This is a genomic window from Candidatus Cardinium sp. cByotN1, assembly GCF_022810525.1.
Taxonomy (GTDB): domain Bacteria; phylum Bacteroidota; class Bacteroidia; order Cytophagales; family Amoebophilaceae; genus Cardinium.
Map to the genome: position 1 here is coordinate 1 of NZ_JAACGG010000023.1, position 17378 is coordinate 17378.

10 protein-coding genes are annotated in these 17378 nt (G+C 35.9%); 4 read left to right on the top strand and 6 right to left on the bottom strand.

All coding sequences use genetic code 11. From position 1 onward, the window contains the following. Window positions 1–432: 432 nt before the first annotated feature. From trpS to secDF, 4 genes are all read right to left on the bottom strand, one after another. Window positions 433–1437 carry a tryptophan--tRNA ligase gene (gene trpS / locus MUW73_RS00780; protein WP_243018019.1) on the bottom strand — a complete coding sequence of 335 codons (1005 nt, stop codon included), beginning with the start codon at window positions 1435–1437 and terminating at the stop codon, window positions 433–435. A 36-nt stretch (window positions 1438–1473) separates the two neighbouring features. Continuing rightward, on the bottom strand, window positions 1474–2160 hold the full coding sequence (gene pssA, locus MUW73_RS00785; protein ID WP_243018020.1) for a CDP-diacylglycerol--serine O-phosphatidyltransferase: 687 nt from the start codon (window positions 2158–2160) through the stop codon (window positions 1474–1476). A gap of 61 nt (window positions 2161–2221) precedes the next feature. Next, window positions 2222–3445, bottom strand: a complete 1224-nt coding sequence (locus MUW73_RS00790) for a hypothetical protein (protein ID WP_243018021.1) — start codon at window positions 3443–3445, stop codon at window positions 2222–2224. Between the two features lie 88 nt (window positions 3446–3533). Further along, window positions 3534–6416: a protein translocase subunit SecDF gene (secDF, locus tag MUW73_RS00795; RefSeq protein ID WP_243018022.1), complete on the bottom strand. Its 2883-nt coding sequence runs from the start codon at window positions 6414–6416 to the stop codon at window positions 3534–3536. Window positions 6417–6870: 454 nt separating this feature from the next. Between secDF and mgtE the strand changes: the two genes are divergently transcribed. From mgtE to MUW73_RS00810, 3 genes are all read left to right on the top strand, one after another. Continuing rightward, window positions 6871–8271, top strand: coding sequence for a magnesium transporter (mgtE, locus tag MUW73_RS00800; protein WP_243018023.1), 1401 nt, complete (start codon window positions 6871–6873; stop codon window positions 8269–8271). Between the two features lie 146 nt (window positions 8272–8417). Continuing rightward, the gene (locus MUW73_RS00805; protein WP_243018024.1) at window positions 8418–8876 is read left to right on the top strand and encodes a hypothetical protein; all 459 of its coding nucleotides are present in this window, start codon (window positions 8418–8420) and stop codon (window positions 8874–8876) included. Between the two features lie 69 nt (window positions 8877–8945). After that, on the top strand, window positions 8946–10223 hold the full coding sequence (locus tag MUW73_RS00810; protein WP_243575154.1) for a dihydrolipoamide acetyltransferase family protein: 1278 nt from the start codon (window positions 8946–8948) through the stop codon (window positions 10221–10223). Between the two features lie 205 nt (window positions 10224–10428). Here MUW73_RS00810 and MUW73_RS00815 read toward each other — a convergent pair whose 3' ends face one another. Further along, window positions 10429–12387, bottom strand: coding sequence for an ankyrin repeat domain-containing protein (locus tag MUW73_RS00815; protein WP_243018026.1), 1959 nt, complete (start codon window positions 12385–12387; stop codon window positions 10429–10431). Between the two features lie 567 nt (window positions 12388–12954). After that, window positions 12955–13254, bottom strand: a complete 300-nt coding sequence (locus tag MUW73_RS00820) for a hypothetical protein (protein ID WP_243018027.1) — start codon at window positions 13252–13254, stop codon at window positions 12955–12957. 493 nt (window positions 13255–13747) lie between these two features. On the opposite strand from MUW73_RS00820, the gene MUW73_RS00825 reads away from it, so the two are divergent. Continuing rightward, complete coding sequence (locus tag MUW73_RS00825; RefSeq protein WP_243575155.1) at window positions 13748–17221, top strand: sodium:solute symporter family transporter; 3474 nt, start codon at window positions 13748–13750, stop codon at window positions 17219–17221. Window positions 17222–17378: the final 157 nt, after the last annotated feature.

Sequence of the window (17378 nt, forward strand, 5' to 3'; positions counted from 1 at the left end):
TTGAAGCCCGCGAAGCGGGCGAGTTCTGTTTTTCCAGCTGTTAGGGCTGCTTTCAGCAACTTTTTACTCAGGGCTTGATTTTTTGCTTACTTTTTTATCAAGAAAAAAGTAAGATAAAAAAGACTTATAATCAAATAAAAATAATTATAAATTCCTTAAGTTGACGCCATTGGGTGAACGGAAACGTTTTTCTTTTCATCTGTAAACTGCGCTTTCTAATCGTAACTTTTTCCAAGGGGCATTTTTGTGCAACATGGCCACCGATAAGAAATTTAGCACTTTCAGTAAAGTGTAGTCTTTAAAATATCTGCTTATCAGCGGAATAGAAAATCATTTTGTTTAAAGCCCACGAAGGGGACTGAGTAAAATGCTATTCTATTTAATAATCAAATAAATTACGATACTGCTGCATAGATACATATCCATTTTATATTATTTGTTGTCCCAAACAAATGGAATACCCATCGCTTCTCGGACCATTTTCATCATTTTTTTTGCCAATTGAGCTGCTTTTTGGGTACCAACATGAAGTATTTCCTCTACCACTTTCGTGTCTAAGCTATTTCTTTTTTCTCTGATCGGTTCTAATAAAAGTTGCAAACGATCATTTAAGATATTTTTAATGACTACGTCACCTAATCCACCACGCTTGTATTGGGCTTTTAAGTCGGCAACCGCTTCTTGATCATTGTGAAAAGCATCCAAATAGCTAAATACAACATTGCCTTCTACCCGGCCAGGATCACTAGCTTTAACATGGCCAGGATCTGTATACATTTGAAAAACTTTTTGTTTGATGACTTCTGGTGGATCAGCAAGTGCAATGGCATTACCCAGTGATTTACTTGACTTAGATCTGCCATCTATACCAACTAATCTAGATGTTTTACTTAGAATAGCTTTGCATTCTTTTAAAATGTTGGTATGATAGAGCCTATTAAACCGCCGAACAATTTCATTGGTTTGCTCAATCATGGGTAATTGATCATCTCCAACGGGTACTAGCTCTGCTTGAAAGAGCGTAATGTCTGCTGCTTGACTGACCGGATAGCAGAAAAAACCAGCCGGAATAGCCTCATTATACCCTTTTTGCTGAATTTCATACTTTACGGTGGGATTACGGCTCAATTGACCTACGGTAACTAGGTTCAGATAGTAAACCGTTAATTCTGCAATTTCTGGTATTTGAGACTGCACCACAATGGTTGTTTGGTTAGGATTAATCCCAACACTTAAATAATCTTTGGCAACTTCAATAATATTTTCTGTAATTTTTTCTGGATGATCAAAATGATCTGTCAAGGCTTGCACATCTGCTACTAGGATATACTGGTCATAGTGATTTTGTAATTTGATTCTATTTTGTAAAGAGCCAATATAATGGCCTAAATGAAGCTTACCAGTTGGTCTATCACCTGTTAGTATTTTTTTTTTCATTTTAATGAAAGCCTTGATGAAAACAGTTTTTTATTTTTATCCTAATTTTGTCTTCCATAAGGAAGAGAACACATATAGCCACATACTAATAAAAAGGCCCTCCACATGCATGGTAGTTATTAATAGCGTCCATAGGATGATTAAAAGGTAACGAGACCTATTCGCTCGAAAAGAAAATCCTTTAAACTTGAAGGCTATAAATCGAATATTAGCAACCAATAGATAAGCCAGTAGCATAGTTAACAAAGGCAGTACTAAGGGTCGCGTTAATCCATGCACCAACTGCGGATAAAGAGCACGTTTTAAGATGATCGGCACGGTAGCCACTATAATCGCACTAGCTGGTGTGGGCAACCCTATAAATTCATCTGTTTGTTGAGGATCCACATTGAACTTAGCCAATCTAAGTGCAGCAAAGACAAGGATTAACAAGGCTATATAAGGGCGATAAGGACAGCTTTCATACGTTTGAATTAACCTATATAGGATAGCACCAGGCAACATCCCAAATGTAATCACATCGGCTAATGAATCTAATTGTTTGCCCAATAATGACTGCGCACGCAATAGCTTTGCCATAAAGCCATCCAAAAAATCAAAACAAGCACCCATAAAGATCGCATAAGCAGCATATACCAAATAGTCGTTGAGCGCCAATAGGGTACCTATAGCACCACTAATTAGGTTTAAAACAGATAAACAGTTTGGAATATGTTTTTTCATATTTGCATTTTAAATAAGAACGACCAGGTGGTTGCTGTTTTTTGACTTATAGGGCCTAGGTTTAATACCTATTTTTTTTGCACAAAGATTCCAAATATATTTTGGTAATAGGTTTGGTCATGCCCAATGAAAGTAAAGAACATAAGACAAACCCTACAAATGGGTGCGCTATACCCCATAAAGGAGGCAGCACGATCCAAAATGGTATCAAAGAACCAATGCCATAAGCAAAAGATTTGACCACTGCATCGCCGACTAAAATAACATGGGCCAATTTATCTTTTTTAGTCAAGGCTTGGCCTATAATAGAAATAGCTGTCCTGAACAAATAAAGCCCCATGCCATAGAGCAATGCCGTTATCTGAAGATAAAATGGCTGCCGTACATAAAAAGCCATAATCGAAGCGGAAACAATAAGAATAGGGCTCATGTTAAAAAAGCCAATAATCCATTTGGGTTGTCTTTTTAAGATCCATGAACCACATATGCCACTAAGAATAAAGCCTAGCGGAATCATACTAGCACTATAACTGAGCAATTGCGCATTGAGCTGGCTATTGTTGTTAGCCATTCTGGCTACCAGAATAGGTAGACTTACTGTGTAAGCTATAGTGGCTATATAGTTCACGAGACGAAAACTAGTTACGCGTAAGAGTCCAGGATTTTGAACAATTTCTTTAAAGCCTGTTAACATACCAGATGGTTGTAATACAACTTCCTCTGCACCAAGATCTGCTGCGCGAAATAGCTGCCAGGGTAGTATACGTAAAATATAGATAAAACTGCAGAATAGTAAAATCATTTTAAGTCCCATAATGGCCAATAGATTTTTGGCTACTATAGGTGCTAAAACATTAAAAAACTGTAAAAAAATTTGAAAAGTAGAAAAAAAGAAGGGCTTGTCACGCGCTCCTATGTGCCTATTGATAAAGGCAAGACCATTTGAATGTTCAATACTCATAATGCAGGCAAGCGCCCATAATGTAATGGTACAGCTACGTAGATTAGCTTGACCATATGTCAATAAAGCTAATAAGATACATGTTGTGCATGTGAGCGCACATCTACCTATGGTATAGGAGGAAAAACGCTTGAAAAAAAAGCCACCAACCAATCCAGCGCAACCCATCCCTAGCAAACTAGCTGGTTCCAAATAAGCTGCAGAAACGCCACTACTATCTTTTTCAAATAAAGTGATTGAAAAGGCAATGACTAGAATAGTTGGGACTATTGAGCCAAGTCCATTTAGGATCATATAAATAGGAATAATTTGTCTGATTTTCATATAAATACCTTTTTACTGGTTTTATCTTGATTGTAATACCTATGGCAGGCTATTGCCTTATGGATTTTGGATTAGATTTGGTAATCTACTATTTAGTCTTAGAAGGATTACTACCAAAATCTGCTAAAAGAGGGGCTGCAATGCAGATAGAAGAATAGGTGCCAAATAACATACCTAACAATAATGCAAAAGAGAAATTGCGTAGCGCTTCTCCTCCAAAAAAGAAAAGCATAAAAACGGCCAGTAATGTTGTAAAAGAGGTGATAATAGTCCTACTTAGTGTCTCTTTAATCGCATCATTGATCATGGCGGTGGTGAATACTGTAGCCTTACTAGCTAATTTTTCCCTTATGCGGTCAAAAATCACCACTGTATCATTTATAGAATAGCCAATAACGGTAAGCATAGCAGCTATGAAGACTTCATTTACTTCATAGCTTACTCCAAAGGCACGTGCAATACAAAACCCAGCGATAACGGTTAAAGCATCATGTATAAGTGCGGATACAGCTGCCAAACCAAATTTCCATCTTCTAAAGCGTACTGCAATGTACACAAATATACCGAATATAGCAAGTATAATTGCTTTTTTTGCGCTTTTTTGGACATCTTGCGCTACATTAGCCCCTACTTTAGTAGTAGTCGCAATATTAAAACCAGGATCGCTTGATAGGTCATTATTTTCTTGCAATTGTGTTACATCCTTTAGCGCAGCAACCAGTTTATTACGCATCTTGGTATCAGAATCGGTAATCTCTTGATTACGCAAATAGCTGGTAGTAATTTGCATGACATTATTGGCACCATAACTACGTACTTCTACCCCTTCCTGAAATTGGCTAGATAAGCGATCTTTTAGGAAAGAAGGATCCATGGCTTTAGAAAAATGGACAATGTAGGAACGACCACCGACAAAATCGACCCCCAATCTAAGCCCTTTGTAGCGATAAAAGCAGCATGCACCTAATGCTATAAATGATAGAGAACAGACATAAAAACGGTAACGATTTTTGATAAAATCAAACTGCACGTTTTTAAGCAACATGGGCATGGCTGGGTAAGAGAAAGTTAAGTTTGGTTTACGGTGGTTTTCCATAAAGAAGGAAAAAATTAATCTTGTAATAAAGATAGAAGCAAAAACAGAACTGACGATACCAATCATGAGAATAAGCGCAAAACCACGAACGGGGCCCTGACCTAGGTAATATAATATGAGCCCAGCCAGAAAGGTGGTAATATTGGCATCAATAATGGAACTATATGATTTGTCATAGCCACGCCTGATGGCTTCTTTAATATGAACTTGACTAGCCAGTTCTTCCCGTATACGTTCAAATATCAAAACATTGGCATCGATCGACATACCAATTGTAAGGAGAATACCGGCAATACCGGGTAATGTTAACGTCGCATCGAGTTGGGCCAAAATGCCTACGATAAACAGCAAATTCAATAACAGTGCTGCATTAGCTATTATGCCTGCCTTGGCATAGTAAACAACCATAAAAAGCAAGATTAAGCCTAGACCTATTCCTGTAGCCATAAGGCCTTGGTTTTGGGCTATCTTACCTAGACTTGGCCCCATAATGGCCTCTTCAACAATTCTAAGCGGGGCTGGTAACGAGCCAGTTTGTAATACACTGGCTAAATCTTTGGCTTCTTCTATCGTAAAATGACCAGCTATCTGAGAATGACCATTTGGAATTTCTTGATTAACGACTGGCGCCGAATAAACTCGATTATCTAAAGCAATAGCAATACGTTTACCAATATGATTAGCCGTGACCTGTTTCCAAACACGAGCTCCTTTTTGATTCATTTGCATGCTTACAGCTGGTGAGCCATTTTCAGAAAAAACTTGAGCTGCATGTGTAATAATATCTCCCTCTAAAAGCGGCTGATTGCCTTTAGATGGTTGAATCGCGTAAAGGGTAACGGCTTTTGTACCATCGTTTATGGTATGGGCTTTTTTATCCCACATCCAAGTAATGCCTTTAGGCAATAATGCTTTAACCGATTGGCTCCCTAGTATGGTCTCTATTTGAGTCATGGATTCAGGCGGATAGGCCAATGTGTAAGGGAAAGTGTATTGGCAAAGCTTTTTAAGGGGTGAATCTTTCGGCATGCGCTCCATTTTTTCCTCATCTGTGAGCCCTGCTGGGAGTGTTGCGCTTATGGCTTCTTTTTCTTTGTTCAGTAACAAATTGTTTACCGCCTCTAGTGCGGGAGCATATGTATCAGCTTCTGCTACTGTCCAGAAACGTAACTGTGCTACCCCTTGTAGTAATTTTCTAACCCGCTCCGGATTAGTAACACCTGGTAGTGCTATTTGGATCCTCCCACTGCCAGGTAATTTTTGGATATTGGTTTGTGTAGCGCCAAAACGATCTAACCTAGAACCTATAATGCTAAGCGAACAATCTATTGCATTAGAGATGGCTTGATCAATGGCTTGTATAATATCATTTTCAGTAGAAAACAAATAAGATTTTCCTTGAAAATTAGGAAAAATATCACTTAATTTTCCCGTTGGGTTAAGCTTTTTATAGGCTATTACAAAGAGTTTTGAAAAAGGAGTTGATTGACCTTTTTCTCGCTCGCGCTGTGCCCATTCTAATGCTTCTAGGAAGTGAGGATCTGCATTATAGGCAGCCAAGCTTTTGACAAGTTCTACAGGAATAAGTTCCATGGTTACATGCATACCCCCTTGCAGGTCTAAGCCTAGCTTAAGCGATCGCTCCTTTACCTCCTCATAGGTATAATCCGTACCCAAAAAATGGTAAACAGGTTTTTTCCATATATCCATTAAATAAGCCTGGCGTTTATCAAAATCTACTTTGCCTTGTTGATCCATTGCTTGTTGTTCCGCTTGGCGTTGTACTCGGTAATCTACAAAGGTAAAAGAAAGATAATAGAGCGAGAGTAAGGCAGTGACAATGGTTAGAAACAATACTATTTTTTTAGATTTCATTCGCTTTAAATAATTTTAAATGGACTAAGGCAAATATATTTTCTTTAAAGTATTAAACCAAATCATTAGGCCTCTTGCAAAACCTATTTCTAGTGGTTTTATATGCTGCAATTTTCCCATGCCAGAGAAAGCTAAGATGTCTTATATAGCATCTCAAAACAGCCTAATCTGACAAACTATTCCATGCGTTATCTAATGGCTATAGATTTGGATCTACTTATTGGTAATTTACTTGAGATTCTCTTAAATTTACCTCCTAACTAGGCACGCTTCTTGACGCTACTTGTGGTTAAAATATCTGAAAGTTATGTTTTAGCCTGGTTATTATATCTTATTTTATTTAAAATGTAACAACTTTTGGCTACTCTCGCGCTTTTATGGTTTTTACCAATCTGTTTTCTCATCTAGCATGGTCAAACATGGTTGTACCATATGAAACCAAAAAACTAAGATTATGAAACTAAAAGGAGAAAATAAGTTTTTTAAGTGGACGCGTTTACTCAAACAGCAGCAAGAGAAGCGATTAGCCCATTGTTTAGAGCATGCATCCCCTATAGAGGTAGCCAAATTTTTAGAGAAGCAATCTTTTGAGTTGGCTATGCGCATATTTACTACTTTATCTATTACCAGACAAGGGGAAATATTTGCCTTACTAAACGATCATGGCTTACAGATGCACCTCTACCATAATATTCCTAAAAGCATCTTTGCCAAAATTTTTTCTTGTATGCCTTCTGATTTACGGGTCGATTTTTACCAACGTTTGAGTAATAAGGAGCATGCCCATTTATTACCTTATTTAAGTAGGAAAGTTCGAGAAGATGTGATTATGCTCAATGCCTATTTGCCAGATACGGCAGGAGGTATTATGAATACAGATTTTGCAACTGTCTTAAACTCAATGACTATAGAAGAAGCTATTGCAAAAATTCGTGAAGATGCACCATCTAAAAAGATGCTTTATTACATTTATGTAGTGGATGAAAAGATGAAATTGGTTGGTTTTGTTTCTTTAAAAGATTTGGTGATGCGTTCTCCTCAAGAAACAATAGAAACTATACTCAATGTAAATTTTATATATGCTACAGTTGATGAAGACCAAGAAGTGGTCGCTAAAAAAATTGAACAATATGATTTGGTAGCCATTCCTATTCTAAACCAAGAAGAACAAATCGTAGGTATTGTAAGTTATGATGATGCCATAGATATTATCAGAGCCGAGCAAGTTGAGGATATGGACAAATTTATGGGTATTACTTCAGAAGAAGATGCACCAGATTATTTAAAGGTCTCTACGCTACAACATCTAAAAAAAAGAATCAAATGGATTGTAGTAGTATTTATGGCTAGCATTGTTGGCCATGCTTTTACGCATGCCAAAAGTACTTTTTTTTCCTCTTTTAATCTAATTTTTTATTTGAGTATGATTACAGATACTGGAGGTAATGTAGGCAGTCAAGTAGCCTCTGTAGTATTACAAGCATTGAATCGTGGTCAAGTCACTCTATCTGATTGGACTAGGATTATTTTAAAAGAATTAAGGATTGCTGTTATGTTGGCTTCTGTTTTGTTTTTTCTTGCTTATATTAAAATGTTTGTAACTTCGAGTCTCGATCCAGAGACCAATAGAAACTATCATGTGATGTTTGCAGTGGCCTTGAGCATTGTTTTACAGGTTGTTTTTTCTGCTTTTATAGGAGCGGCTTTCCCATTGGCGGCTAAGTATTTTAATGGGGATCCTGCAGTAGCGGCTAATCCTGCCATTAATACAACTGTCGAGTTATTGGGTGTTGTTATTTATTATTTTGTAATTTACTGGCTCATTAATCCAGTCGTATCGGTTAGTGGTCTGTAATACTATTTAAGTGCAGGACACTCGTTTTTAAATTGTTTAGGGGCTAATGGTAATAGCTAGACCTCTTGCAAAATGCGCTTAAGTAAGATTAAGTAGGAGCCCTTTTCTATGCTTTTTTATTCTATGTCAAACACTAAGATTAAATCATGTTAAGATTATTTTTTGTAATCAAATACTGGACTGTGTTAGTTGTATTAGGATTGTCTTCTGGTGCATGTACCAATACCCAGAATGATTTCTTGTTATTAGATGACATGGTGCTAAATTACGCATGTGAGATATATTCTTGTATTACAGGAGAAATAAATAGTTCTGATGATACAGACAATGATGATACAGACAATATAGATGGCCAAGAAACTTGTGAGAAGAATTTTGACCAGGCCAATAAGTTATTGCTCGATTTAAAAAATATACTACAGAAATATCCAAAGATTACAGGCCATCCAATTTGCAAAAATACTTTGGAACAGCTTGATTCAAAATTACAAGAATTAAATCAGGATATAGAGCGCTTACCTGATGGCAGTCTGGAAAACCAGCTTAGTAAAAACTTTAAGCATTTAGCTACTTATGTCTATTCTTTGATGAATGAAGGTCTATGAGCGTAACCCACTACATATGGTTATCCAGCAGACTCATGGTAGGGAGCAATTTTTAAAGAAAAGTTAATCATGTCTTTAGTAACACTTTATTTACCTAAGATGGGGGAAAGTGTCATGGAAGCTCTAGTATTGAGCTGGTGCGTGCAAGAAGGAGAGCTGGTGATGGAAGGTTCCCCTCTCTTGGAGGTGGCTACAGATAAAGTTGATGCTGAGATTCCTGCTCTTTATCCTGGAAAGATTATAAAATTGTTGGTGTCGAAAGGGCAGTTGGTGCCGATTGGCACACCGATTGCCTTACTAGAAACAGACCATCTGCCAGCTCCCTCTAGAAGCTATGAAACATCTCTGCTAGCTTCAAAAGCTATGCTAACAGCTACTATTCCGCGTGATTTAACAGCTGGACCTATTCCTCTACCCTCTTCTAGTAAGATAAAATTAAGCCCTCTGGCTAGGCATATTGTTCAAGAACAAGCTATTGATGCAGATGAACTAGCCCGATTAGCCGGATATAGTAAAGATAATCGCGTTACTAAAGCAACCCTTTTAGCTTATGCAAACAAGCGCGTATCGGTTCATGCCAATGGTGCGAATAAGTCTCTACTTTATCCACCTGTTACCTCTTTAGAGGGAGATGAAGTGCTCCAAATGGATCGTGTTAGACAACTGATTGCTAAACGTATGGTGCAATCTAAGCAAATTGCGCCTCATGTTACCTCTTTTATACGTGCCGACGTAACAGAACTTGTTGCCTGGAGAAATCAGCATAAGACTTCTTTTGAAGAAAAATATGGGATCAAGTTGACCTATAATCCTATTTTTATGGCGGTGGTTGCACGTGCCTTGCAGCTATTTCCACTGTTGAATGCTGTAATCCTAGATGATAAGATTATTAAACGCAAGCATATCAATATAGGTTTTGCGGTAGCACTACCAGATGGTAGTTTATTAGTTCCCGTGGTTAAACAAGTCGAACAGCTTGGGCTGGTATCTTTGGCCAAACAGATCGATGATTTAATCCATCAAGCACGTAGCAGTACCATTACACCAGACAGCTTAACTGGTGCAAGTTATACTATCTCTAACATTGGTTCTTTTGACAACCTGATGGGAACCCCTATTATTGTTCAACCACAGGTAGCTATTCTTGCATTAGGTCTTATTGAAAAACGTCCTGCGGTGGTCCATATTGATGGAAAAGAGGCCATAGCTATTCGTAGTGAGCTATTTCTATCCCATACTTATGATCATCGTATTATAGATGGTGCTGTAGGAGGTGGGTTTTTAAAGTATTTGACAAAAGAACTGGCGTCTTTTGTGGATAAACTACCAACCTACTCATTTACATAAGCAGGCAGTACTTGTGCTTATTTATTTAAACAATGGCTTTAACTTTAGCTACCTACATAGCCTAACAAGCTCTTTGTATCTGGTATCTGTTCCTGACTTTGGTAAATTTTCTGTGGTGTTTTCCTGACATACCAAACTTAACTGAAAAATATAAACACTAATTTTATTTCTTATCAGATTGAATATAAACTAGTACAACTTAGTTTTATATGTTTATTGAGCGACTTTCTTTGGATTGTAGCACTAAATGCTTTTTAGTCAGCTCGATTAGATGATCCCATTCCTTTGAAAGCTTTTCATTAAGTCTTTTACTTAAATTCATATAATGATCTGGGGTGTAGCCATGATGATCCTTAATAATACATAGATTTTTATCACAGATTAATTTATTCTTAATAATGTCTTTACGACATTCTGCAATAGAACGATTTGTATACAAAGGTGATATAGGCCCATCAGGGGGATCAAATGAACCAGAAGCTATGTGCAACGCTGTATCACCACTACTACTGACTGCATTGATATCTGCACCATTGGCTAATAACGCATCAATAATATCTAGGCTATTTCTATGAGGTATGTGTACAACAAGCATTAATGGCGTTACATACTTTTTCGATTGACTAGAACTTTTTATATCTTTTGGAAAATAGACATTAGGATCTGCACCCTTTTTTAACAGCAAATGAACAGCACGAATATTATCAGAATCAACAGCAAAAAACAAAGCAGTAGTACTTCCTTGCAAGATTGAATTAACATTTATACCTACACCCTGGCCACACCTCAGTATTTCCTCTACACGACTAGAATCAAAGTTACGCGAATCTGATACATTCCTTATGATTTCTATTTCTAAATTGAATCTCTCATTACGTTCATTTTCTAGTGAATAGGATATATTATATTGACTAGATGGATGTTTAATAATATATCGTCCCCAATCTATATACCTGCAGTGAGGACATGTGGCAGCTTCCCATGATACCACACAAGTTAAGCAAGTATGTTGCTTACATACTTCACAACTATAAGTATAACGTTGATTTGTACGAGTTTTACAGATAGAACACATACTATTTCTACTTAAATCTAACTGAAGCCTATCTTGTAAATTTTGTTTTGCTGCAATTAATGGGACTAATTTGAGCCATTTCCCAAAACCCGCTACGCCAGTTCTTGCATAGTATAAGTACATATAGTAAATCGGAGATCGACCGTACTTATCCATTAGATCTTGACCATCAATTTTTTGAATTAGATCATGGACTATTTCACTACGAATAGATGAGATATTTCTTGGAAACGGAGCACGTGTACTTTCCAAGTAGTCTAGCGCACCACAAGCCACATGTAAAGCTGTATAACCACGACTGTTTTTAGTACCAATCTTAGCCCCGAATTTTAATAATTCATCATAAATCTCTTTGTTCCCAGAATAAACAGCATACATTAACGGAGTCATATCAGGTAAATAAGGACGATCATTTCTATTCCTATTTCTTTCTTTTACCTTATCTCTATATGAAGCATGCATTCCGGTATTCATACATTCAAGATTAATATCCTTTTGCTTAAGGATGTACTTAACAGCAGCAAGATTACTACAACAAACAGCATGAAATAAAACAGTGTGGCTATCTAGCAACCTGGTATTAAAGGTTACTATACCTTGTCCTTCGTTCATAATACGCTCTATGTTTTCATGATTAAAGTTCTCAGGATCTGATACAGCACTTAACATTTCTTGATGTAATCGTACAGGCAAATAAGCATTTTGGTAAGCTGTTGATAAAAGATTGCATCCGTGTTGGGGTTGATGAGGTAAATAAGACTGCTCACACTTTGATGATCCAGGAGCTGGATCACGATCTATATCATATTTGATAGCATTACAAGAAATAGCACAACATACAAAACACAAAAAGTTAAAAGATGATAAAACGATATGCTTACCCGATCTCATGGTTTTAAAATATACTTCCAGAAATTCATAATTGCTATGATCAACAAATAAATTGTGCGCTATAGTGCTTAATGTATGAGGTTCTGTTGGTTTAGCTGGTGTATAAACATTTTCTTCTTTATAATCAGCAATGCTCTTAGTAGCATGTACATCGGTAGGACTACTATCTTTTAAATCTTGTGCTGCTTTACTTATCATCCGATGATACCACTTAGATCCAAAACATTTTTTTTCATTGATCACTAACATTTTACTAATAAATTTTGTTTATAAACTGATGCACAAACATGATGAGTACTTAATTATACGCAGCTAGCTTACTTTTGAGTTTAAAAGCTTGTAAGATTTTGAAAAAGTTATAGAATGAAGTGGTAGTATCAGATAAAAAATCTACTAGACACAAAGATTCAAACCTTATTTAAATGATGCTTCCATACTAAAAAACTAACGATAAAAATCGCAAAATTTGTGCGAATTTTTGGGTTATTCTTTAGAGCATATCATATATTACAAAATTAAAATATTAAAAGCAACAGATTTTGTATATATAATATTTTATTATTGATTATCAAATTTTTTATTATTTTACAAATGATAATTTGCTGCATAACTCTAGAGAATTAGAAAGTATATAATATTTATTGCAAAATGAATGAAATAAATTAATAAATTTGCTTAGTAAAAGAACATGTTATGTTATTCTTTGTTTATCTTATCATCTCACTTCAAGGATGAAACATCGACATAGATTTCTACTTGTTTAGTTTATTTCGAAGGACCAGGAGTATTTTCTTTATTATTTTTGTTATCCTGTTGTTTTAGTTGACGAGCGCGTTCTTGATACAACTGGCATGCAATACAATTTACATAATATCTAATGATAGGATGATTTGGGTTAGACCTTTCAGTAGATGAGCCCGAACAAGGTTTCCAGTCTTTTTTACCGCAATCGGCACAGATTTCTTCTTGACACATATTTTTATCTCTTATTTTATTGCATAGACTACCTGCTAAACATAGAAAGAGCGTGTGTAACAAAAAATTAGGGAGCGTTTTATATTTCATTTTGAATTTATTATATTTTATAAATAATACTTTTAATACTTATTATAAAAGCTAAATACTTTAACAATAAGATTAATAAATTTTGTAAAGTATTCAAAATTTTTCTTAGTGGTTCAAATAAGCTGTTTTTCTAATCAGCGCTAATACGTGATTGCTCATCGCAACTATTTTACCAGGGGCGTTTTTCTTTTTGTATGGGGGTCTCTCACAAATGAATGGCTACGGCTTTTTTTTTATTTCAGCTATAAGCGGTATTTTCTTACTCGTAATTATTTTACAAGGAGCATTTTGTCTTTTTTTGTGTACTGTGCCATAGGACTGAATGGATACATTCTTTTTGCCTAATATTGGAATATTTTACTATATTTTATAAGCACTTAATAATGATGATAATTACTGATACTATATCTAAGTAAGCAATCAAATAGCACATTAGCTTGGATAGTTTTTCAAAAGCATTCCCTATTCTGACCCTATCAGTAAAGTACGCACCATGCATATTGACTATATAATCATCATTATATTTCTGTTGATTACACTAGTGATTGCACTATACGCTAGTAAGCGTGTCCATACATTTAAGACTTATGCTGTAGGGACTAGAGAGATATCTACATTTGCACTAACGGCTTCCTTAATAGCCACTGTTTACGGTGGTGGATTTTTAGATACTAGACTTAACGATTATTACCATAGGGGGTGCGATGCCTTGATTAGGGATTTTATATTTCCTATAGGTTATTGTTGCATTTGTCGTTTTATTATTGTGCGGATGAAAGCTTTTATGGGCCATTTTTCTATAGCTGAGTCTATGGGCATGTGGTATGGTCCATCTATTCGAGTCATCACAGCCAGTTTTGGCATGTTAATGGCTATTGCTATGTTGGCTATTCAATTTAAAGTAGGTTTAAAGATATTACATGCTGTATTTCCTACTATGAAAGATTATGCACTACCATGGGTAATAGTTTTATCTTTAATTGTTATCGTTTACGCTTCTTTTGGAGGAGCCAAGGCCGTAATATTAACAGATGTATATCAATTTTTTCTGTTTTTCGTTTGTTTCCCTATTATCATTTTTACGCTTTTATACCCTATCAATAATTTAGGGAATAATTGGCAAGCGTTCATACAAGTACCCAAGTTTAATCCTGAAAATGCCTTTAGATACAATAATACGCTAGCTATTTTTACAACGTACACTATTTTAATACTATTCTCTTTGAATCCATCTCGTATTCAGCGTGTGTATATGTCTAGTTCTGTCCAACAAGCCAGCAAAGTATTTTGTAATACTGCTATCATCCATATAATTTTATTATTCTTGATGTTTACCCTTGCCATAACGCTGTATGTGGGTGGACATAAAATTGGCTCAGAGCAAAATATTTTAGAATACCTTTTAGAACTTGACTACTATACTGGCATAAAAGGTTTGTTGGTATCAACTATTATGGCACTACTAATGTCCACTGCTGACTCTGAGTTACATATTGCATCTGTTTTATGTACCAATGACCTGTTGCCTTGTCTATTTAACAAAGCTACTATATTCCATACACCTTCTCTTAGAATAGCACGAATTGTCTCTTGTATCATAGCTCTACTTAGTTTATGCATTGCCTTTTATACAACAAGTATAGTGCAATTATTAAGTAAATCAGCACTTTTCTATTTATCTATTATTACAGTTCTATTGATTACGATTTGCTTTGGGTTTAGATTTCATCTTGCTGCTGTATTATGTAGTATAGGTATTAGTACCACATTAGGTATTTATAAAATCTTTATAAAGAGGCAAATGATTGCAAAGGGTGAGCTTTTGCAGTCTGCAGTGATCAATAGCTTACTTTTATTTATTTTCCACTATCTACTCCCTAAACAAGCTAACAGAGGGTGGGTAGGTATTCCAGATGATAGTCCTGTACAGCTCCAAAGACAAGAAACAAAACGATGGTGGTTAAGAAAATGGCACGCATTGGATGCTGTATTCAACTATATCTATTGGAGAAATCTCTTTCCTACCAGGATTCCAATATTTATCCTAACAGGCGCTTATTTTATACTCTATAGTTCGGTAGCACTCTACTATATCAAATCAGCCTATGTAGATGATTATATCTATTGGTATATAACCATCATGGCCATAGGTACAGTTGTGGCCTTATACCCTGCTTTGCATACTTATAGAAAAATCAGCAGTAAACTATTGCATATAGTATGGCCTATACTACTTTATGGAGTCTTTTTTATTACAGGTATTACGTATATAAAATTAAGCCATTTTGCCCCTGTGGTTTATACGTTTTTTATTATTAACATAGGCATCAGTAGTCTCTTCCTACCTTTTATGTTAATCGTATCCATGTTAGCCAGTGCACTATTTATCCACAAATGGATACTCCCTACCATAGCTTTAGTGAACTATAACAGCCTTATCTCTTTTGAAGTATTGATTGGCCTAATCATCTTAATCAGTTTGGTTCTACATCGGTATGTAAGAAACAAAACGAATCAACAATTACAAATCATAGCTTTAGCTAGAAGCTATGAAAGGCATGCTGCCTTAGAATCGCTCTACAACCAAACCAACTTGGCCAGACTAGATCCCACTTATAGTGGTAAAATATTACAGGAAATAGCTAATAGGCTAAAAGCATCTGCTAAGTGGCTCCACACAAATGGGCAACTTGATTTAGAAGAACAGCTTAACTTGAGTATGAAACAGTTATATACCTTTAGCCGTTCTCTATTGCAACGAGCTAAAGCAGAAATGAAGTTAACTTTAGATGCCAAATCTCTTAAACAAGTCTCCATTGAACCAATTATTTTAAAAGCTTATGAGCTTACTAGAAATTTAGGCAACCCAATTCGGTTATTGCTTAGAAATGAAAGTACGACTTCTTATCTAATGACAGATCCTGTGATATTTGAACGTATTTTTACTATTAACTTTTGGGAAATCAGCCAAAGCAAACAAGCTATTGACCATACGGTTATCCTAACGATTTCAGATACACTTTTAATTTACCCTTACCCCAAGCATTATCAGGAAACCGCAAATAGTGTTTACGAAAAAAAATCAAAACCGCCTATATTATCTGCTTTAGCTTTTTGCATTACTACAGAGACGGTGCATCCAAAGATACTAGCTTCCTACGATGTTACGGATGAGATTACCTCTATTTATTTGCCTAAAACTACTGAAAATTTATACCAAGCAGAAAGTAGACAAATTATACAGGCCCATGGAGGCTACATACAAATTACAGAGACAGAAACGAGTTTAACCTGTTTGTACCTATTACCTATTGATGGTAGAAAGGTAATGCAATTTAAGCGGTATCATACGGATGATTTATTAAATAAAGTTGCCGAAACACCTATGAGCTTAACCAAGGAACAAGAACTTATTACGCTACTTGAGCAAAACACAAACTTAACCGAGCAAGACGTACAAAAAACCATTTCTTTTATTAAAAAAGCACATGGTACTGCTATGCGCAAGTCAGGTGAACCTTATTATACGCATCCTATGGCAGTGGCTGAGATTGTTTTAACAGTTACTAAAGATCCTGACACGATTTTAGCTGCACTACTGCATGATCTTATTGAGGATACGAATGTAACACTCAACTACATAGAACTAAAGTATGGATCATCTGTAGCTTATATTGTAGACATGCTAACCCATTATAATACTTTTGGATACCCGTGGAAATTAGATAAATCTGATAAACAAGAGCTATTGGATGCATGTAAAGACATACGGGTTGTTCAGGTTAAATTAGCCGATAGGCTACATAACCTAAGAACTATAGCGATACGTAAGCCGGTAGATCAACTAAGAATTGTTAAGGAAACACGGGTATTTTATATTCCATGGGCTAAAAAGCATAACCTGACCCTATGGGCAGCTGAAATGGAGGCTATTTGTAAAAGTATTTTAGCTGTTTATGTTGATTAACAATCACATCCCTGGCCAGAAATAAAGTAGGCATTCTTCCAATGGGCTGAATGGATGTTTTCATTCAGCTCATTGGTACGCAGTAATTTTGATCTTGCTTTTTTCGTATCTATTCATCACACTGATAAAAAATGAATTTTTTAAAAGCTACTTTTTG